Here is a 20,851-nt window from a genome sequence, read left to right as displayed (position 1 = left end):
TCAAGGGAAGGGTTGATCATGACCATGTCGGAATCGCTGGAACTCGTATCGGCGACCAAGAGTTTCGGCGGCTGGTTGAAACGCTACAAGCATCGTTCCCGGGCGCTGGATTGCGAGATGGTCTTCGCGATCTATCTGCCACCTCAGGCGGAAAACCAGAAGGTGCCGTTGATGTGGTGGCTATCCGGGTTGACCTGCACGGATGAGAACTTCATGCAGAAGGCGGGTGCGCATCGTGTTGCCGCCGAGCTGGGTGTGGCGATCGTCTGTCCAGATACCAGCCCCAGAGGATTGGATTTGCCCGGAGAGCACGACAGTTATGACTTCGGTTCCGGAGCCGGGTTCTACGTCAATGCCACTCAGGCTCCCTGGTCGGCACATTACCGCATGTACGATTATGTAGCCGAGGAGTTGCCATCCGTGGTACGTCAGCACTTTCCGGTCAATGGCCGGGAGTCGATCAGCGGCCATTCGATGGGCGGGCACGGCGCCTTGATCCTGGCACTACGTCGTCCCGGCCATTATGCGGCAGTGTCGGCTTTTGCCCCGGTCGTCAATCCCAGTGTCGTACCCTGGGGAAAGAAGGCGTTCAGCCACTATCTGGGCGAGGACCCTGCAGTCTGGACCCAGTACGATGCCTGTGAACTGGTGGCCAAGGGTGCCTCACGGCAGCCGCTGTTCATCGACCAGGGAGAGGCGGACAACTTCCTCGAGGAGCAGCTGCGGCCCGAGCGTCTGGAAGCGGTGTGCGCCGAACATGACCATCCGCTGACTCTGCGTCGACAACCAGGCTATGATCATAGCTATTTCTTCATTGCGACATTCATCGAGGATCACCTGCGCTACCATGCGGAGCGTTTGCATAAGTGATTCGCGTCACGTTGCCCCTCGATGACTGAAGCCACAAAGCGCCGAGTTCTCTCGGCGCTTTTTTCATACCAGGCCGTTCATGATGCCGTTACCTGACGGCATGACGACTACGGCATGTGTATTTGCGACATCATTGTCGGAATGCAATGCATTCTGGCTTATCGATAGGCAAATTTGTCATGTCAAAACACGACACAGGCATTACATTGCCAGCAAGACCTGTCGGGATATGATATCGAAGCGCCAGCGATGTCGTATGCCATCTGGTTTGCTGAACAACAAGGATAAAAGAGAAGCAGCGGCATGCGTGCCGCTGACCGACGTGGCCAACCGTGCAGGAGAGTGTACCATGGCAAATGTCTCCCAACGGCCCCAGGATCCCGCTACACCTCAGACGCTGGGGTTCCTGTTGCTCGACAATTTCACCTTGATTTCCCTGGCATCTGCCATCGACCCCTTGCGCATGGCGAATCAACTTGCCGGACGCGAGTTGTATCGCTGGTACACGATCAGTCATGACGGTGCTCCGGTGCGAGCCAGTGATGGTCTGCAGGTTACTCCGGATGCTGCCACCACCACGCCGCTCAAGCTGGACATGGTGATTGTCTGCGGTGGTGTGGGGCCCCATCGTAGTGTACAGCGTGAGCATATCGCCTGGCTGCAGTCCCAGGCCAAGCAGTTGCGGCGGCTGGGGGCGGTTTGCACGGGGAGCTGGGCCTTGGCCAAGGCCGGGTTACTGGATGGTATCGAAACCAGCATTCATTGGGAGTGCCTGGCTGCCATGCAGGAAGCCTTTCCCGGTGTTGCCCTCACAACACGACTGTTCTCCATCGATCGCGATCGTGCCACAGCGTCAGGCGGTACAGCACCATTGGACATGATGCTCAATCTGATCGGTCGTGATCATGGTCGTGAGCTGGCTGCCGGTATATCCGAGATGTTCATCTACGATCGGGTTCGTGGTGAACAGGATCAGCAACGGGTGCCCTTGAAGCATGTGCTGGGTACGACACAACCCAAGCTGCTCGAGATCGTGGCGCTGATGGAGGCCAATCTGGAGGAGCCGATCGGGCTCGATGAACTGGCGAATTATGTCGATGTATCGCGGCGGCAACTCGAGCGTCTGTTCCAGAAGTACCTGCATTGCTCGCCCTCACGCTATTACCTCAAGCTGCGCTTGACGCGGGCACGGCAGTTGCTGAAGCAGACGCCGATGTCGATCATCGAGGTCGCCTCGGCCTGTGGTTTCGTCTCGACCCCGCATTTTTCCAAATGCTATCGGGAGTACTTCGGTATTCCTCCCCGCGATGAACGTTTGGGGGTCGGTTCAGGTCGATCGACGAATCAGCGCTCGCTGCTGACGCCACCGCCGAGCCAGGTTGAAGCCCCACCGGAGCCGATGTCGAGTGCCCTGCTGGCATTGACCCAGGCACAAGGGGAGCCGACCTACGCCAGCGTTCCTTTGTAGCCGGCGATATATCAGTACACGACCCGGCGACGACTTCCGCCGTTGATGCCGCGCCCGAGCTATCTGGCGCGGCATTGTTATAATCGGTGGATGATAGCGGACTCGCAGGGCGTTGATAGATGATGCAAGGGTGGATACGTAAGGGGCTGCGCATTGCCGTGATGACGGCCATCGGTTTCGTCATCATGTCGCTGGTGCTGGTACTGCTGTTCCGGGTCGTGCCGGTCTTCGGTTCCATGGTCATGGCCGAGCGTAAGGTGCAGGCCTGGCTGTCCGGCGAAACGTTGACCGTCGAACAGCAGTGGCAGCCATGGCCTCGGCTCTCCGATCACGCCAAGCTGGCTGTCATTGCGGCGGAGGATCAACGCTTTCCCGATCATCGCGGTTTCGATCTTGAACAGATTCACAAGGCGTGGGAAGCCAGCCGCAATGGCGGCCGCTTACGGGGAGCCAGTACGATCACGCAACAAACGGCCAAGAACCTGTTCCTGTGGTCCGGCCGGAGCTGGGTTCGCAAGGGGCTCGAAGCATGGTTTGCGTTGTTGATTGAAACCCTATGGCCCAAACAGAGAATTCTCGAGGTGTATCTCAATATCGTTGAATGGGACAAGGGCGTGTTCGGACTGGAAGCGGCCGCCCAGCATTATTTCAATGTGCCGGCGAGCGAGTTGACGGAAATGCAGGCCAGCCGCCTGGCGGCCGTACTTCCCAACCCCAGGGAGTGGCACGCAGCCCGGCCCGGTCCATACGTCGAGAATCGCAGCTTGTGGATTCGCCAACAGATGCGCAATCTCGGTGCTGGGTACCTGGAACGCTTATGACCGCAGGCAACATGCTGGCTTGGCGATCATGACCAGGGACGCTATGCTGGCTGCTTTCGGTAAATCAGGTCGTGGTTTATGCAACCTATCAATATTGCTATCGCGGGCTTCGGTAAGATCGCGCGTGACCAGCATCTTCCTGCCATCCAGGCCGATCCCAACTATCGACTGGTGGCCATTGCCGATCCGCATGCGTCGTTGAGTGGCGTGCCCAATTTCCCCTCTCTGGATGCGTTGCTCGAGAACCTGCCCGAACTCGATGCCGTCGCCTTGTGCACACCGCCGCAATTACGTCATTCCCAGGCGTGTCAGGCGCTCGCCGCCGGTAAGCACGTCATGCTGGAAAAGCCGCCGGGTGCCACACTCAGTGAAGTCGAAGACATCAAGGCCAGTGCCACTCGGGCGAATCGGTCGTTATTCGCCAGTTGGCACTCACGTTATGCGCCGGCAGTCGGTCATGCCGCCGCCTGGTTGAGTGAGCGCCGCATCGAGCGAGTCAATATCGAGTGGAAGGAAGATGTTCGCCACTGGCACCCGGGTCAGACCTGGCTCTGGGAACCGGGCGGAATGGGAGTCTTCGATCCAGGCATTAATGCCTTGTCGATCGCCACGGCGATTCTGCCGCGCCCCTTCTTCCTCCAGACAGCCAGTCTGTCGGTACCCGAAAACTGCCAGACCCCCATCGCGGCGTCCCTGACATTCAGCGATCGGGATGGCTTGCCGATCGGCGCCGAATTCGATTTCCTCCAGACCGGGCCGCAAACCTGGGACATTCATGTCGACACATCGGTGGGACGAATGACATTAGCCCAGGGGGGGAGTCAATTATGGATCGACGATAAGCTCGAATATGAGGGCAAGGATCGCGAATATCCCGGTCTCTACGAACGCTTCTCTCAACTGATCCGCACCGGACAGAGCGATGTCGACGTCACCCCATTGCGTCATGTCGCCGATGCCTTCCTTAACGGGCGCCGTACGGTTGCTGCGCCTTTCAGTGACTCTGCCTGATCCACATTCCCGGTGCCATCACCGTGCGCCTGAAGCCTCTCCTGTCGCAGTAGCGACAGGGGTGACGCTTTTGGAATTTTGGCGGTCGCATACAGGCGTCGTGAACAGCAAGTGGCGGGCTATGCTGCCGACAAGAAAGACAGTTTATGTCAGCTTGTTGGAGCCCGACCATGACCCCTGCCGAATTGCACGACGATGCCATCGTCATCGATGGCCTGATCATCGCCAAATGGAACCGAGAACTGCTCGAGGATATGCGTCGCGGTGGCCTGACCGCCGCTAATTGCACCGTCTCGGTATGGGAAGGTTTTCAGGCCACAGTCGATAACATCGTTGCCACCAATGCACTGATGACCGAGTGCAGCGACCTGGTGCGCCCCGTCCATACGACCGCCGACATTACGCGTGCCAAGGAAGAGGGCAAGACCGGCATTATCTACGGTTTTCAGAATGCCCATGCCTTCGAAGACCAGATTGGGTACGTCGAGATATTCAAGCGTCTCGGCGTCGGTATCGTGCAGATGTGCTACAACACCCAGAATCTGGTGGGCACCGGTTGTTATGAACGTGATGGCGGCCTCTCTGGTTTCGGACGCGAGATCGTCGCCGAGATGAATCGCGTCGGCATCATGTGCGACCTCTCGCATGTCGGCGCCAGGACCTCCGAAGAAGTGATCCTCGAATCGCGCAAGCCCGTCTGCTATTCCCACTGCCTGCCTGCCGGGCTCAAGGAACATCCACGCAACAAGAGTGACGATGAACTGCGCTTTATCGCCGAGCACGGTGGGTTCGTCGGCGTAACCATGTTCACTCCTTTCCTGCGTGCGGGTGTCGACGCCACGGTCGATGACTATGTCGAAGCGATCGAGTACATCATGAATATCGTCGGCGAAGACGCCATCGGTGTCGGTACCGATTTCACCCAGGGGCAGGATCAGGCGTTCTTCGAGTGGCTGACACATGACAAGGGCTACGCCCGCCGTCTGACCAATTTCGGCACGATCATCAATCCCGAGGGCATTCGTACCATCGGCGAATTTCCCAACTTGACCGAAGCGCTTCTCAAGCGAGGGCTGAGCGAGCATCAGGTCCGCAAGATCATGGGAGAAAACTGGATGCGTGTATTGAAAGACGTCTGGGGTGCCTGAGCCATATTTCGAGAAGGCTGCCAGCGGACGCTCCGCTGACGAAAGCAACAATGATAGAGGAATACGACCGTGACAAAGATGGCTCCCGAATTGCCGATCGAGGTGGACAGCGAGACCGGCGTGTGGACCACAGATGCGTTGCCGATGCTGTATGTGCCGCGGCATTTCTTCGTCAATAACCATATTGCCGTGGAGCAAGCACTGGGTGTCGAGTCCTATGCCGATATCCTCTATCGCGCTGGCTACAAGAGTGCCTGGCACTGGTGCGAGAAGGAGGCCGAACTGCACGGCCTGACAGGCAAAGCCGTCTTCGAGCACTACATGAAACGTCTGTCTCAGCGTGGCTGGGGGACGTTCACGACCGACGCGATCGACATCGCGGCCGGGAGCGCGCGGGTTCGTCTGGAACACAGTGCGTTCGTCTATCAACTGGGCAAGGTCGGGCGCAAGGTCGACTACATGTTCACTGGCTGGTTCGCCGGGGCCATGGATCAGATTCTCGCCAGTCGCGGGAGTGATCTCCGGACTGTAGCCGAGCAGACCCAGAGCGCCGCTGAAGAAGGTTGTGAAGTGGGCTATTTCACCGTGACGCCGCGTTCATCCGAGCAGCAGGGCTGAGGACCGACCACCATGGCATTCGACGCACTTTTTCAGCCGATCGAGATCGGCAATCTCACTATCCGTAACCGGGTCGTGAGCACGGCTCACGCCGAGGTACATGCCACTGATGGCGGCATGACCACTGAACGTTATGTCAAATACTACGAGGAGAAGGCCAAGGGGGGCTGTGGGCTATGCATCTGTGGGGGGTCCTCACCGGTGTCGATCGATAGTCCTCAACCCTGGTGGAGTTCCGTGAACCTGACCACGGACCGGATCATTCCGCATTTCCAGAATCTTTCCGAGGCGGTGCATCGTCACGGCGGCAAGATCATGATCCAGATTACCCATATGGGGCGTCGTTCACGGTGGGATGGATTCGACTGGCCGGCACTGCTGTCGCCGTCCGGTATCCGCGAGCCGGTCCACCGTTCGACCTGCAAGACCATCGAAGAAGAGGATATCTGGCGTATCGTCAACGATTTCGCCCAGGCTGCGCGCCGCGTCAAGGAAGGCGGGTTGGATGGGATCGAGCTTTCCTGTGTGCATCAGCACCTGATCGATCAATTCTGGAGTCCACGGGTCAACAAGCGTACCGACGAGTGGGGCGGTACGTTCGAGGGCCGGATGCGCTTCGGCATGGAGGTGCTCAAGGCGGTACGGGCCGAGGTCGGTGATGATTTCGTGGTGGGCATGCGCATTTGCGGTGACGAGTTTCACCCGGATGGACTGACCCATGAAGACATGAAGCAGATCGCGGCCTATTACGATGCCACCGGCCAAGTGGATTTCTTCGGCGTCGTGGGCTCGGGATGCGACACGCATGACACCCTGGCCAATGTCATTCCCAACATGTCCTATCCGCCGGAGCCGTTCCTGCATCTGGCGGCAGGTATCAAGGAAGTCGTCAATACCCCGGTGATTCATGCCCAGAACATCAAGGACCCGAACCAGGCGGAGCGCATTCTCGAGGGCGGCTACGTTGACCTGGTAGGCATGACGCGCGCGCACATTGCCGACCCGCATCTGATTGCCAAGATCAAGATGGGCCAGGTCGACCGGATCAAGCAGTGTGTGGGGGCCAATTACTGCATCGATCGTCAGTATCAGGGACTGGATGTCCTGTGTATCCAGAATGCCGCCACCTCGCGAGAGTATATGGGGCTGCCGCATCAGATCGAACCCACCGAGGGGCCTCATCGTCGTGTGGTGGTCGTCGGTGGTGGGCCCGGTGGAATGGAAGCCGCACGGGTAGCGGCCGAGCGGGGGCATACGGTCACCTTGTTTGAAGCCCAGGAACAGCTCGGCGGGCAGATCACGCTGGCGGCCAAGGCGCCGCAACGCGACCAGATCGCCGGAATCACACGCTGGTATCAACTCGAACTGTCGCGGCTGGGCATCGATTTGCGTCTGGGCACGCGGGCTGATGAAGCCATCATCAATGACTTGCGTCCCGACATCGTGGTGCTGGCGACTGGCGGCACGCCGTTCCTGTCACAAAACCCTGGATGGGGGGCCGATGACGGGTTGGTCGTCAGCAGTTGGGACATCCTGTCTGGTGCCGTTGCGCCGGGCAAGAACGTGCTGATCTTCGATGCCATCTGCGAGTTCGCCGGCGTATCCGTAGCGGACTATCTGGCCGAAAAGGGCGCCCAGGTGGAGATCGTCACTGACGATATCAAACCGGGATCGGCCGTCGGAGGAACCACCTTCCCGACCTATTACCGAAGCCTCTACGAGAAAGAGGTCATCATGACGTCGGATCTGTCCATGCCGACGGTCTACCGCGAAGGGGAATCGCTGGTGGCGGTGCTCGAAAACGAATACACCGGCGCGCAGGAAGAGCGAGTCGTCGACCAGATCGTGGTCGAAAACGGCTTGCGACCCGATGAAGCGCTCTATTACGCATTGAAACCGCAATCGCGCAACCGTGGCCAGCTTGATCTCGAGGCGCTGTATGCCATCAAGCCTCAGCCCTGGTTGAGTGAGGAGGGCGAAGGGTTTCTGCTGTTCCGGCTGGGGGATTGCACGGCACCGCGGAATACTCATGCTGCCATCTATGACGCGCTAAGGATTTGCAAGGATTTCTGACGCGAGGAGAGCCGAGATGCTCGACACCCTCTTGCCCATACTGATCTTCGTTGCTTTGGCGCTGGCCGCTATCGGTGCCTGGCGGCGTATCCGGCTTTGGCGTCAAGGACGTCCGTCGCCCGTACCGTTTTTCCGGGGCCTGGCTGCCGTACCGCGACGTTATCTGGTGGATCTTCACCATGTCGTCGCGCGCGACAAGGTGATGTCCAACACGCATGTGGCGACTGCCGGCGGGTTCGTCCTGGCAGCCGTACTGATGATCCTGGTGCATGGCCTGAACCTGGCGGAAGGCGTGCTCGGCTGGCCGCTGCTTGCCGCCAGTGCCGTGATGTTCGGTGGCAGCCTGTTCGTCATGCGACGCCGTCGTAATCCGCCAGCGCGATTGTCGCGTGGTCCCTGGATGCGTCTGCCATGGAGTCTGATGGCGTTCTCGCTGGGGGTATTGCTGGCGACACTGCCGACAGTAGGGATTCTGCCTCAGGATGCCGGCAGTTGGGTACTGGCAGCGACTCTGACGCTCCTGGTGGCCTGGGGCATCGCCGAACTGTTCCTGGGCATGACCTGGGGCGGTCCCATGAAGCATGCCTTTGCCGGCGCCCTTCATCTGGCGTTTCACCGGCGTCCGGAGCGGTTTTCCTCGCGTTCCGGAGGAGAGGGGCGCTCGACCGGCCTCAAGGCCCTGGATCTGGACGATGAGCAGGCGCCGCTGGGGGTACAGACACCCAGTGATTTCACCTGGAATCAGTTGTTGGGATTCGATGCCTGTGTACAGTGTGGGCGCTGCGAAGCGGTATGTCCTGCCTTTGCCGCTGGTCAACCGCTCAATCCCAAGAAGCTGATTCAGGATATGGTCGTCGGCATGGCGGGGGGGACGGATGCCGGCTATCACGGGAGTCCGTACCCTGACCGGCCCATTGGAGAACATCGCGGTGATCCTCAGGGGCCGATCGTGGCACAGGCGGGCCAGACGCTGGTCGATGCCGATACGCTGTGGTCGTGCACGACTTGCCGCGCCTGTGTCGAGGAGTGTCCGATGATGATCGAGCATGTCGATGCCATCGTCGACATGCGTCGTTTCCTCACGCTGGAGCAAGGCAGTACGCCCAACAAGGGCGCGGAAGTCATCGACAACCTGATTGCGACGGATAATCCCGGCGGCTTCGATCCCGGCTCACGCATGCACTGGGCGGCTGATCTCGACCTGTCTCTCATGCGCGATGTCGGCCAGGCCGAGGTACTGCTGTGGCTGGGGGATGGGGTATTCGACATGCGTAACCAGCGAACGCTGCGTGCCCTCATCAAGGTATTACGCGCTGCTCGGGTCGATTTTGCCGTGCTTGGCGACGAAGAGCGTGATAGTGGCGATGTCGCCAGACGTCTGGGTGATGAGGCAACCTTCCAATCGCTCGCCAAACGCAACATCGCCACGCTCTCGCAGTACCGCTTCCAGCGTATCGTGACATGCGATCCGCACAGTTTTCACGTGCTTCGAAACGAGTATGGCGAGCTGGGTGGCCATTATACCGTCTCCCATCACAGCACCTACATTGCCGAGCTTTATGACGCTGGCCGATTGCAATTCACGTCATGGAAGCGAGGGACGGTAACCTATCACGATCCCTGTTATCTCGGTCGTTATAACGGCGAGTACGAAGCGCCACGCCATGTGCTCAAGGCCTTGGGTATCGATGTAGCGGAAATGACGCGCTCCGGTCATCGCTCACGTTGCTGCGGTGGGGGCGGCGCCGCTGCGATTACCGATATTCCCGGCAAGCAGCGGATTCCCGACATGCGCATGAATGATGTCAGGGAAACCGGTGCCGACCTGGTCGCGGTCGGGTGTCCTCAGTGCACGGCGATGCTGGAAGGGGTCGTGGACTCTCCCGCCGATGTACGTGATATTGCCGAATTCGCGGCCGATGCCCTGGTTGTGGAGTCGTCTTCCGATGCTGTCCCACCAACCGTTTCCGACAATGCGTCCAGCAGCCAGGAGGTCGTGTCATGACTCTGCCTCGCCGTGATCCTCGTCAAGAGCGGATTGTCCGCAACCGACGCCATCCCGAGCATGATCGGCTAATGGACGATCAGGGAGCCGGCGCTGCAATGGTGACATGGACCGGGCCCAGTGGTGTACGTCGATGCGATCCGCACCGATGCGGTTTCATCGGGCCCAATGGCATCAAGCGTATCGATCGTGGCGGTAGTCAGCAGCCGATGGGCAATGCGGCGCCGTCGGCCGGAAGGCAGCAGCCCACAGCACAACGCCGCCATATAGAGATCGAATCCCCGGCGTTTCTCGTTACCGTGGTGCCGGATATGCCTGGTGGTAGGTTGTCGTCACATGACCGGGATCTGCTGGGCCTGGCTCGCCAGTTGGCCGACGCCGATGCCCAGTCGCCAGGGGCGGTTCTGGCGATTGTGATGGGAGCACATAAAGAGACCCAGTGGGGGGATGCCGGTGTTGATCGTTTGATGGAGTGTGGGGATAGCGCTCTGGAAGGATACGCGCCCGAAGCTCGCTTGGGGGCATTGGAAGCGGTAGAGCGCGAACTCGCCCCTCGGTTCTGGCTGCTGCCGGATGCGGCCACCGGCGGTGCGGATCTGGGAAGACGGTTGGCGGCACGACTGGGAGAACGCCCCGTGACCGGCTTGTGGTCGCTCGAGAGCGCGCCTGAGACTGCTCAAGGCTGGCGTTGTACCACGCGAGGCGGGGCGGGAAGCCTGGATATTCAGCGTCCGTTATCACGCGTCATCCTGGCTCTCGAAGAGTGTGCTGAGCCGGTGAGTGAAACCCATCATGCAGCGAGTGTCTTGACGCTCTCCCATCCCTTGCTTCCGTTGTTGAGCCGTATCGAGGACCAGGGCCGAGTCCCTGTCGACCCGGCCAGTATTGCGCTGGCCGAGGCGGAATTCATTCTTTCCGCCGGAAATGGCGTCAAGGATTGGGAGGGCTTCCACCATGCCGCTCGGGTTCTTGGCGCTACCGAGGGAGCATCGCGTGTCGCCGTAGACGACGGATTCATGGCTCGTGATCGTCAGGTCGGCGCCACGGGTACCTGGGTCACGGCTCGTGTTTATGTCGCTGTCGGTATCTCCGGGGCCATTCAGCATCTGCAGGGTATCCAGCGTTGCGACAAGGTGGTGGCCATCAACAAGGATCCCGACTGCGACATGATCAAACGGGCGGATCTCGCCGTCATCGGGGATGCCGGTGAGATTCTGTCAGCGCTGGTGGCCAGGGTCGAACAAGAGCGTGAGGAGCAACGTGATGCCGCATGAACTGACCAAGCCCGCTTCGCTGACAGTCGCCGTTCTGTTGTCGGTAGGGCGTCATCCCGTCACCGGACGGGCCCGCCGTGCCGATCAGGATGCCCGCGGCCTTGAGTTGGCGCTTTCTCTATCGGCAGCGCGTATCGAACTGGTCCATGCCGGGCCATTCGATGATGCCTGTGAGGCCTCCATGCGTGGCTATCTAGGTATGTCATCGGGATACACCGAGACCGGTGCCGATAGCGTGACCCTGGTGGAGCAGCCCTCCCAAGCCGATGTGCTGCCTGCGCTAAGCCACGCGCTATCCGAGTCATTGGCTCCCCAACTGGTGATCGCTGGCGAGCGTACCGAGCAGGGGGAAGGCTCGGGCATGCTGCCTTATCAACTCAGTGAATCTCTGGGATGGCCGATCGTGGGTGGCATCGTCGCTGTCGAAGCGGTCGACGAGGGGGTGGCGACCTTGCTGCAAGCGCTCCCCAGAGGGCAACGACGGCGGCTCAGTGTGCGGTTGCCGGCCATCATCACGGTCAATGCGACTGCCACGTCTCCCCGTCAGAGTGCTTTCGGCCCTGCCCGCCGAGGGACGTTGGCGGTCGTCGAACAGCCCGCCGTTCATGATGAAGCGCAGGACGAATGGCACGTCGAGCCGGCGCGGAAGCGCCCCAAGCGACTCAAGATCGTCAAGTCGACATCGGCCCGAGAACGGTTCAAGGCGGCCGCAGCCAAGAGTGATGGCGGTGGCGGTCAGGTCCTGACCGATGTCACGCCCGACGAAGGGGCGGCTGCCATTCACAAACTTCTCAAGGAGGAGGGTGTGTTGCGCTGATTCCCTGACCCTTCATCCTCGATCAAGACAGCCCTATCGCCTCGCGTACGGTACATAGCTGGGAGTGAGGATGGGGCGCCAGGCTTGCCAGGGAAGGCTTTGCATAAAAGTACCCCTGTTGGCGGACGATACCCTGGCTTGCCAGCCAGCAGGCTTCTGCCTGCGTTTCGACCCCTTCGGCAATCAACTGGATACCCAGGTCTATGGACAAGGCGATGATGGCATTGAGCAGCGATTGCCGCCGCTTGTCATGATCGCAGTCCTGAACCAGTTCACGATCGATTTTCAGAAAATCGGGATGCAAGTCGGTCAGCAGGTCCAGATTGGCGTAACCGTTACCAAAATCATCCAGTGCCGTCATGAATCCCATCGATCGGTAGGAGTCGATGATGTTGCTCAGATGAGCACGGTCTTCCACCAGTTCGGTTTCCGTGATCTCGAACACGATACGCTCGGCGGGCCAGCCGACCTGTTTCGATATCTCCAGGGTCGCTTGAATGCAGGCTTCAGGCGCATAGACGGCATTGGGCAGGAAGTTGATCGACAGTCGTTCCTGCATGCCCAGACGGCTGGCCAACTGAATCGCCTTGACACGGCAGCTCTGATCGAATCGGTACATCAGGTCCTGAGTAACCTGGGAAATGATGCTGAACGCCGATTCGCCGGCGGGTCCACGGACCAGGGCTTCATGGGTCGTTATTCGGTTGTGGGCGACATCCACGATTGGCTGGAATGCCATGGTGAAATCGAAAGGGAGCGGCGTATCGCAACGGCCGCAGGTGTCATTGACACGTGCACAGTGACCCATGAGCTTTCCTGATACTCGTTTGTTGACTCTGCAGTGTCGCTGCCGAGGTGGCATGGACTTATAGCCATTAATGTAATGATAACGAGGCAGCGTCAACCGGACATTATCATGGGTTATCGTCAGGCACGGCACTTTCTTGAGTCTGACATGGCGTTGGAACCCCGTGTTCGAGGTCATTCATTGCTTTAATAACAAAAGTTGACAATATGTTTCATAAAGATACGTAAAAAGTTTGAACCCATGGCAGCGGGTGTCGTCACATGTGTGCACACACACAGCAAGAACCCTTGGAGGTATTTTTTCATGCAACGGATGACTGCCCTGTTTTCTGCAGCCCTGCTTTCTGCCGGTGTTATGACTGCGTCAGCTGCTATGGCGCAAGAAGACCCTGCTGCTTCCGAACAGGATCCCGCCGCTACGGAACAGGATCCCGCCGCCGCTGCTACTGCTGAAGACTTCTCCGACGAAGAGCTTCAGATGTTTGCCGATGCATCCCAGGAAATTGCTGTGGTGTCGCAGGACTACACCGAGCAACTGCAGGAAGCGGAAGACGAGTCCGAGCAGCAGGAAATCCGGATGGAAGCCAATGACAAGATGGTAGAGATCGTTGAAGACAGCGGTCTGGATGTCGATACCTTCAATGCCATCGGCCAGGCCATCCAGCAGGATCCTGAAATGATGGAGCGCGTGCAAGGCATGGCTGAAGAGTAAGACAACAGCCTGTCTGATCGCTTGCCTTCTTTTGGGCAAGCCATGAAAGCGTAAAGGCCACCGAAGCACATCGGTGGCCTTTCGTGTCTCTGGGCAATAGCAAGCGTCGAGCGCTTTACAGCCACCATCATGCCAATCAAACTTTCCTTGTCAGACAGGAAGGAAAGGCAATGGACGTCGAGCTGCTAGACATTCGTGAACACATGGCGCGCTTTCCCCCTTTCGAGGGGCTCTCCGATGAATTGCTCGATGATGTAGCGAGCCATGTGGAAGTCGCCTATTTCGAAGCCGGGTCGGATATCCTGAGTTATGATCAGGAGGTGAACGATCTGCATTACATCCGGCAAGGCGCGGTGGAAATTCGCCGTCGTAACGGTGAACTCTATAATCGGCTGGGTGAAGGGGATATCTTCGGTCAATTCAGCCTTCTGAGGAATCACCGTGTTCGTTATCCCGCCCGATCGATCGAAGATACACTGATCTATTTCATTCCCGAGACGGTTTTCCAGCGACTCTGTGAGGCGGATGATCAGTTCGCTGACTTCGTTGAACTGGGACGGACGCGCCTCAAGGCCGTCGTCGAAGAACAGCACAACCGTAATGACACCATGATTACGCGAGTCCGACGGCTCGTTTCCCGCGCCCCGGTCATGGTCGATGTCGCTGTGCCGGCACAGGAAGCCGCTCAGCGCATGAACAAGGAAAATGCCTCGGCGGTTCTGGTCGTGGCTTCGCAAGATGACAGTGATCCCCAGCGGACATTCATGGACCGGGATGGCACCCAAAAACGCCTTATCGGCATTCTGACCGACCTGGATTTTCGTAATCGCGTTGTTGCGGAGGGGCGTTCGGCCGAGGTCCCGGTGGGAGAGCTCGTTACCGAGTCCTTGATTGCGATCCAATCCGACGAGTCCGTGCACGAAGCCATGCTGTGCATGCTGCGCAATAATGTTCATCACTTGCCGGTGCTGTATCGCCGTCGACCACTGGGAGTGGTGCACCTGTCCGACATTATCCGCTATGAGACACATAGTAGCTTGTATCTGGTCAGCAACATTTTCGCTCAGACGACGGTCGGAGGGCTGGCTCGCCTCGAGCCCGACGTGAAGTCGACATTCGTGCGTATGGTCGAAGAGGGGGCGAATTCCCAAATGGTTGGCAGCGCCCTTTCCACCATCGGGCGCAGCTTCACCCGGCGGTTGCTGGAACTGGCTGAACTCTCCCTAGGCCCGCCTCCCGTGCCTTACTGCTTCATGGTCATGGGATCCATGGCCCGTAATGACCAGACTATCGTCAGTGATCAGGATAACGCCTTGGTCCTCGATGACGCCTACGATCCCGACCAGCATGGCGACTACTTTGCGGCATTGGCCAAACAGGTCAGTGATGGTCTGGATGCCTGTGGGTATCCTTATTGCAAGGGGGATATCATGGCGACCAATCCCCGCTGGCGTCAGCCCCTGGCAGTATGGAAGCAGTATTTCAGCGACTGGATCGACAAGCCGAATCCGGAGCATTTGCTGCACAGTTCGATTTTCTTCGATCTCGATAGTGTTCATGGGGAAGAAACCTTTGCCGAACAGCTTCAGGATCTCGTCGCAGAAAAAGCATCTCAAAGTCCAATGTTTCTGGCCGCCATGGCACGCAATGCCCTCAACCGAACGCCGCCGTTGGGCTTCTTTCGCAAGTTCGTCATGGAGAAGGACGGTAAGCACAACAATTCGATCAATCTGAAACGCCGCGGAACAGCGCCGATCGTGGATCTCATCCGTGTACATTCATTGGCCTGCGCCTCGCGGGCGCAAAACCCTTTCGAACGCCTTGATGACATCGCCAAGACTTCACTTCTACCGTCCGGGACCGGAGACAGGATTAGCTATGCGCTTGAGTTTATCTCGATGGTGCGTATCCGGCATCAGGTCCTTGATATCAAGGCAGAGCGCGAGCCTGATAACAACATCGAGCCCGAGCAGGTCTCAGATAGCGATCGTCATCATTTGAAGGACGCGTTCCAGGTGTTGAGCAATGCACAGAAATTCCTGAAATTCCGTTATCCCATGCCGACGACGTCACGCTCGCGATGAGATGGATGCCTCGTTCACTACCGAAGGCCTCCACCCGGCGGCCCGATTGGTTACCGTATTTGACCTCGCGTGCTACCGAGGCGGCACATCCGGCGTTGCGGCAGTACTATTCGCTCTCCGCCTTCTCTTCCGAGACACCCATAGAGGACGTTCCCATGTTGGCGCTCGACATGGAAACGACGGGGTTGGACGAGCGCCGTCATGCCATCGTCAGTATCGGCATGGTCCCGTTTGACCTGCACCGGATTCGCCTGGCGGAACGCCGCTACTGGATCGTGAAACCGCCTCGGCCATTGGTTCGTCAGTCCGTGGCTTTCCATCACATCACTCATTCGGAAATAGCCCATGCGCCGGACTTGGGCGAGATTTTCGATGAATTGCTGGATGTTCTGACCGGCCGTTTGATTGTCGTCCATTACCGTAATATCGAGCGGCAGTTTCTTGATACCGCTGTCAAGGCCCGCCTCGGGGAAGGATTCCAGTTTCCCGTCATCGACACCATGGAGCTGGAAGCACGACTCCACCGGCGGACTTATTGGTCGCGTATCAAACGTCGTCTGGGTGGTAAACCGGTCTCCATCCGCTTGCATAACAGTCGAGTCCGGTACGGTCTGCCGGCCTATCAATCTCACCATGCCGTCACCGATGCCTTGGCCACGGCGGAACTCTTGCAGGCCCAGGTGGCACGCCACTATTCACCTGACACCCCTTTGGGCGATTTGTGGATTTAGGCCGGTATATCATGAAAAAGGGCGGCCATCATGGCCGCCCTCATTTCAGCGAGATCAATAGACTGACTTATTTTGCTTTCGGTTCGCTTTGCAACCCTTTGATGATGGCATAACAGGCCACCAGGAGCACCAGGGTGAAGGGCAAGCCAGTCGTGATGACCGCCGTCTGCAGGGCGGTCAAACCGCCTCCCAGCAGCAGAGCGATGGCGATGGCGCCCTCGATGATCGCCCAGAAGATACGCTGAGGTTTGGGTGCATCGACCTTACCGCCAGCGGTGATGGAGTCGATCACCAAAGAGCCGGAGTCCGACGAGGTGATGAAGAATACCATCACCAGCACGATACCCACGAATGAGGTGATACTGGTCAGTGGTAGTTGGCCGAGCATCTCGAACAACTGCAATTCAAGCGCCGCATCCTGAACGCCTTCGAAGCCATCGTTGACGACCTGGTCGATGGCGGTACCGCCAAAGGCCGTCATCCAGATGACCGAGACGATCGATGGAACCAGCAACACGGCGATCAGGAATTCGCGGACGGTGCGACCGCGGGACACGCGCGCGATGAACATGCCGACGAACGGCGACCAGCTGATCCACCAGGCCCAGTAGAAGGCTGTCCAGCCCTGCGTGAAGTTGGCATCTTCACGACCGAACGGGTTGGCAAGAGCCGGCAGGTTGACCAGGTAGGCGATCAGATTCTCGACGAAGCCGGTAGCCAGCATCAATGTCGGCCCTACCAGGATGACGAAAAGCAGTAGCAATGCCGCCAGCCCCATGTTGAGTTGGGAGAGCCGCTGTACCCCTTTTTCGACGCCGAGCAGAATCGAGCACAGTGCGACGGCAGTGATGCCCATGATCAGGAGCACCATGGTGACGTTGGTATTCGGCATACCGAACAGGTAGCTGAGACCCGCCGAGGCCTGAGAAGCCCCTAACCCTAGCGAGGTAGCCAGCCCGAAGAGGGTAGCGAAAACGGCCAGGATGTCGATCACATGACCCCACCAACCCCAGACACGCTCGCCCAGTATCGGGTAGAAGATCGAGCGCATGGTCAGCGGTAGCCCCTTGTTGAAGGAGAATAGCGCCAATGCCAGCGCGACCACGGCATAGATACCCCATGGGTGCAGGCCCCAGTGGAAGATGGTGGCAGCCATGCCGAGTGTGGTAGCGGCAGCCTCATTCCCTTCAGCGGCGCCAAGCGGTGCCCAATCGGTTCGTGCGCCATTTTCGGTCGAGATGCCGCCTAGGGCGGTATCGAAGTGCGTGATGGGCTCGGATACGCCGTAGAACATCAGGCCAATGCCCATACCGGCCGCAAACAGCATGGCGAACCAGCCCAGATAGCTGAAGTCGGGCGTCGCATGTGCCCCACCGATACGTACCTTCGCCAATGGCGTAAAGATCAGCACGATCGATAGGAGGACAAAGATGTTGGCAGCCAGCAGGAAGAACCAGGCCATATTGCCGGTCAGGAAGTTGAATATGGCGTTGTAGACCGGCTCGACCTGATTCTGGAGCGCCATGGTGATGATGACGAAGAACAGTATCACCAGCGACGAAATTGCGAAGACCTTGCCGTGCAGGTCCAGGTCCACACCGAACTTGGTCGTGGCGATATTGTCCTGTCCGATCACGTAATCCGTGTCGATGAGGTTGGCGGGACCATCCGGCGCCGGAATGCCTTCCGATCCCTCGTATTGATTTTGCGATGAGTTATCAGTTGCCACAGGGAAATCTCCGTCTTTAGGACTTCGGATTCCAGAGGTGTATCAACAATCCCCTTGCCACTCTATTGTGACGCGTTATTGCGTTATTTCCACCCTTGAAATATTTCGTTTCATTCACGGTTGCTGTCAATGTCGGGGGTTACATCTTGCCAGCACGACATCAATTGCCTTCGCTCATATCGTTGATACGTTCATTGATGGTTTCCATGGCGTCCGCGGCGCCTTCTCGGGTACGTTGCCAGGCACTTTCCGCGCCTTCACGCGTTTCCTGCCAAGCCTGTGCGGCCCGTTCCCGGGCTTGATGCCACCAATCCCGATCGTAGGTGGGCAATTCCTGTAGCTCGTCTTCTGAAAGACCGATGATCACGCGATGATCGATATCGTCGTCATCTTCATGTCGGGTTTCGAGGCGGAACTGGTCATTTTCAATGACGACTTCACGACCCTCGATCGTGGATGTGCCATCGATATCGACGATCAAGGCCTGCACCTGCATGTTGTCATCCAGCAGAATGTCGTCGACTTCGCCGATGTCGTTTTTGCTGTCGTTTTCCAGATAGGCATCGGCGTCCATGATGTCGTCGGCGGAATACAGGCCCTGGGGGTCTGGTGACTGGGCCTGTGTGATACCTGCCAGCAGGCATCCGCCGGTGAACAGGGCTGCATGGGAAATGAATGATATTTTAGACATCGCTTTTTTTCCTTGCTGATATTGCATGATATTCCTCCTCTGAAAATCACCAGTACGCGTCCTAACCATAGACGTTGACACTTGAAATTCAAAACATCGTCGAGTTCTGGCCGGCGAGTTTTGCCAGAAACGACATCCGCGTAGCTGTTGCGTCCGCTCCAGACCTTATGATCATTGCCGGGTCGCCGAGGTGGTGCCAACATTCAGGGAGAGATGTTGAAAACGAGCGGTGGTAAAACCGACCTTGAAGAGCACGCTATGACCGTCCAGACCGTGACCCCACAACGTCGCTTCCGTGCCAAGGCGCGCGGTCGCGATCTCGACCCGGCCGCACTCGATGAACTCCGTGCGCTGCTGGGTGATGAACGCCAGTATGCGGAACTTCAGCAACGGGATAGGCTGATCGAGCATCTGCACGTCATTCAGGATGCCCAAGGACATCTGTCACTACGGCATCTGCGGGCGCTGTCGGCGTTCATGAATCTCCCGATGGCGGCGGTGTACGAAACGGCAACCTTCTATGCCCATTTCGATGTCGTGCATGACGATCAGTCACCTCCGCCGGCCATCACCATCCGTGTCTGTGATTCTCTCTCCTGCCAGTTGGTAGGCTCGGAGGCCCTGCAGCGTGAGCTTGAGTCAGGCACCGATGCCGGTCAGGTACGGGTTGTCCGGGCGCCATGTATGGGGCGTTGCGAAATGGCGCCGGTCGTGGAGGTCGGTCATCGTCATGTCGCTAGTGCGACACGGGAACGGGTCGCTGCCATCCTCGCGGAGGGAGACTTCGAGCCCCGAATCCATGAATGGCAGCATCTCGATGATTATCGCTGTGAAGGCGGGTATGAGCTTCTGGCTGATTGCCAGGCTGGCAGGGTGTCAGTGGATCAGCTCATGCAGACACTGGAAAGCGCCAACCTGCGCGGTCTCGGTGGGGCCGGGTTTCCCACCTTCAAGAAGTGGTACTTCGTTCGTCAGGAAGCGGAACCTCGGTACTGTGCCATCAACGCTGATGAGGGCGAACCCGGCACGTTCAAGGATCGCTACTATCTGGAACGTGCACCACACCGCTTTCTTGAAGGTGCGCTGGTCAGTGCCTGGGCCGTCAATGCCCAGGGCCTGTATATCTATTTACGCGATGAATATCCCGGGCTGCATCGGGTACTGCGCGAAGCGATTGCCGAATTGGAAACCGCCGGACTGGCAGCGCCTGGCTATATCATCCTGCGTCGCGGTGCCGGCGCCTATATCTGCGGCGAAGAGTCGGCAATGATCGAATCGCTGGAGGGCAAGCCCGGCAAGCCGCGCCATCGCCCTCCATTCGTGGCTCAGCGTGGCTTGTTCGATCGTCCGACGCTGGTCAACAACGTTGAAACCGTCTATTGGATACCATTGATCTGGCAGCGAGGTGCCGACTGGTTTGCCGGTCATGGCCGACATGGACGAAGCGGTCTGCGCAGCTTTTCCGTCTCGGGACGGGTCAAACGGCCCGGCGTTCATCTGGCGCCGGCCGGCATCACGCTAGGTGAACTGATCGATGAGTATTGCGGTGGTATGCAGGATGGACATGAGCTGGCGGGCTATCTGCCCGGTGGCGCGTCCGGCGGCATGCTGCCGGCCTCCAAGGCAGATATTCCGCTGGACTTCGACACCCTGCAGGAAGAGGGATGTTTCATTGGTTCGGCGGCGATCATCGTGGTGTCCGATCACGATGATCTCAGGCGTGTCGCGACCAACTTGCTGGCGTTCTTTGCCGATGAGTCCTGTGGGCAATGTACCCCGTGTCGGGTCGGCACCGAAAAGATGCTGACACTGCTCGAGCGGGATGAATGGAATGTTGAGGAATTGATGCGACTCTCACAGGTGATGATAGATGCATCGATCTGTGGGCTGGGGCAAGCGGCCCCCAATTCGATACTGGGTCTGCTCAAGGACTTCCGCGAGCCATTGGCTGCCCAGAACGTCATCGTCAAGGGATAAGAGTCGAGGAGACCG

The 20,851-nt window shown here is 58.5% G+C and carries 17 protein-coding genes; 14 read left to right on the top strand and 3 right to left on the bottom strand.

Annotated features, from left to right (window positions below):
- Nucleotides 1-18 precede the first annotated feature (18 nt).
- The 10 genes from fghA (at nt 19) to etfB (ending at nt 12,105) form a co-directional block, all read left to right on the top strand.
- The gene (gene fghA, locus BLW01_RS03970; protein WP_092568216.1) at nt 19-870 is read left to right on the top strand and encodes an S-formylglutathione hydrolase; all 852 of its coding nucleotides are present in this window, start codon (nt 19-21) and stop codon (nt 868-870) included.
- 349 nt (nt 871-1,219) lie between these two features.
- Nucleotides 1,220-2,338 carry a choline metabolism transcriptional regulator GbdR gene (gene gbdR, locus BLW01_RS03965; RefSeq protein WP_092568215.1) on the top strand — a complete coding sequence of 373 codons (1,119 nt, stop codon included), beginning with the start codon at nt 1,220-1,222 and terminating at the stop codon, nt 2,336-2,338.
- A 119-nt stretch (nt 2,339-2,457) separates the two neighbouring features.
- A complete protein-coding gene (gene mtgA / locus BLW01_RS03960) occupies nt 2,458-3,159 on the top strand; it encodes a monofunctional biosynthetic peptidoglycan transglycosylase (protein WP_092568214.1) in 702 nt (233 codons plus the stop codon).
- Nucleotides 3,160-3,237: 78 nt separating this feature from the next.
- A complete protein-coding gene (locus BLW01_RS03955) occupies nt 3,238-4,170 on the top strand; it encodes a Gfo/Idh/MocA family protein (protein ID WP_092568213.1) in 933 nt (310 codons plus the stop codon).
- A 170-nt stretch (nt 4,171-4,340) separates the two neighbouring features.
- Nucleotides 4,341-5,318 (top strand): dipeptidase, encoded by a 978-nt coding sequence (locus BLW01_RS03950; protein WP_092568212.1) that lies wholly within the window; start codon nt 4,341-4,343, stop codon nt 5,316-5,318.
- A 69-nt stretch (nt 5,319-5,387) separates the two neighbouring features.
- The gene (locus BLW01_RS03945; protein ID WP_092568211.1) at nt 5,388-5,936 is read left to right on the top strand and encodes a 4-vinyl reductase; all 549 of its coding nucleotides are present in this window, start codon (nt 5,388-5,390) and stop codon (nt 5,934-5,936) included.
- 12 nt (nt 5,937-5,948) lie between these two features.
- On the top strand, nt 5,949-8,009 hold the full coding sequence (gene dgcA / locus BLW01_RS03940; protein WP_092568210.1) for a dimethylglycine demethylation protein DgcA: 2,061 nt from the start codon (nt 5,949-5,951) through the stop codon (nt 8,007-8,009).
- A 16-nt stretch (nt 8,010-8,025) separates the two neighbouring features.
- Entirely contained in the window at nt 8,026-10,014 is a 1,989-nt protein-coding gene (locus BLW01_RS03935) for a (Fe-S)-binding protein (RefSeq protein WP_092568209.1), read from the top strand.
- The gene (gene etfA, locus BLW01_RS03930; RefSeq protein WP_092568208.1) at nt 10,011-11,288 is read left to right on the top strand and encodes an electron transfer flavoprotein subunit alpha; all 1,278 of its coding nucleotides are present in this window, start codon (nt 10,011-10,013) and stop codon (nt 11,286-11,288) included. The genes BLW01_RS03935 and etfA overlap by 4 nt, the downstream gene beginning before the upstream one ends.
- On the top strand, nt 11,278-12,105 hold the full coding sequence (etfB, locus tag BLW01_RS03925; protein ID WP_092568207.1) for an electron transfer flavoprotein subunit beta: 828 nt from the start codon (nt 11,278-11,280) through the stop codon (nt 12,103-12,105). The genes etfA and etfB overlap by 11 nt, the downstream gene beginning before the upstream one ends.
- A 22-nt stretch (nt 12,106-12,127) precedes the next feature.
- On the opposite strand, the gene BLW01_RS03920 is transcribed toward etfB, so the two are convergent.
- Nucleotides 12,128-12,913, bottom strand: coding sequence for an EAL domain-containing protein (locus tag BLW01_RS03920; RefSeq protein WP_092568206.1), 786 nt, complete (start codon nt 12,911-12,913; stop codon nt 12,128-12,130).
- A gap of 303 nt (nt 12,914-13,216) precedes the next feature.
- On the opposite strand from BLW01_RS03920, the gene BLW01_RS03915 reads away from it, so the two are divergent.
- The 3 genes from BLW01_RS03915 to BLW01_RS03905 all read left to right on the top strand — a co-directional run bounded on the left by BLW01_RS03915 (nt 13,217) and on the right by BLW01_RS03905 (nt 16,439).
- Nucleotides 13,217-13,624: a DUF4168 domain-containing protein gene (locus tag BLW01_RS03915; RefSeq protein WP_092568205.1), complete on the top strand. Its 408-nt coding sequence runs from the start codon at nt 13,217-13,219 to the stop codon at nt 13,622-13,624.
- A 170-nt stretch (nt 13,625-13,794) separates the two neighbouring features.
- Nucleotides 13,795-15,708, top strand: a complete 1,914-nt coding sequence (locus BLW01_RS03910) for a DUF294 nucleotidyltransferase-like domain-containing protein (RefSeq protein ID WP_092568204.1) — start codon at nt 13,795-13,797, stop codon at nt 15,706-15,708.
- Between the two features lie 5 nt (nt 15,709-15,713).
- Nucleotides 15,714-16,439: a 3'-5' exonuclease gene (locus BLW01_RS03905; protein ID WP_092568203.1), complete on the top strand. Its 726-nt coding sequence runs from the start codon at nt 15,714-15,716 to the stop codon at nt 16,437-16,439.
- 67 nt (nt 16,440-16,506) lie between these two features.
- Here BLW01_RS03905 and BLW01_RS03900 read toward each other — a convergent pair whose 3' ends face one another.
- A complete protein-coding gene (locus BLW01_RS03900) occupies nt 16,507-18,168 on the bottom strand; it encodes a BCCT family transporter (protein ID WP_092568202.1) in 1,662 nt (553 codons plus the stop codon).
- A gap of 160 nt (nt 18,169-18,328) precedes the next feature.
- The gene (locus BLW01_RS03895) at nt 18,329-18,859 is read right to left on the bottom strand and encodes a PRC-barrel domain containing protein (protein ID WP_175529761.1); all 531 of its coding nucleotides are present in this window, start codon (nt 18,857-18,859) and stop codon (nt 18,329-18,331) included.
- A 258-nt stretch (nt 18,860-19,117) separates the two neighbouring features.
- On the opposite strand from BLW01_RS03895, the gene BLW01_RS03890 reads away from it, so the two are divergent.
- Entirely contained in the window at nt 19,118-20,836 is a 1,719-nt protein-coding gene (locus tag BLW01_RS03890) for an NAD(P)H-dependent oxidoreductase subunit E (RefSeq protein WP_092568201.1), read from the top strand.
- Nucleotides 20,837-20,851: the final 15 nt, after the last annotated feature.

The organism is Aidingimonas halophila, assembly GCF_900106955.1.
Lineage (GTDB): Bacteria > Pseudomonadota > Gammaproteobacteria > Pseudomonadales > Halomonadaceae > Aidingimonas > Aidingimonas halophila.
The sequence above is the reverse complement of the archived record's forward strand: the minus strand, read 5'-3'. Positions and strand labels throughout refer to the sequence as shown.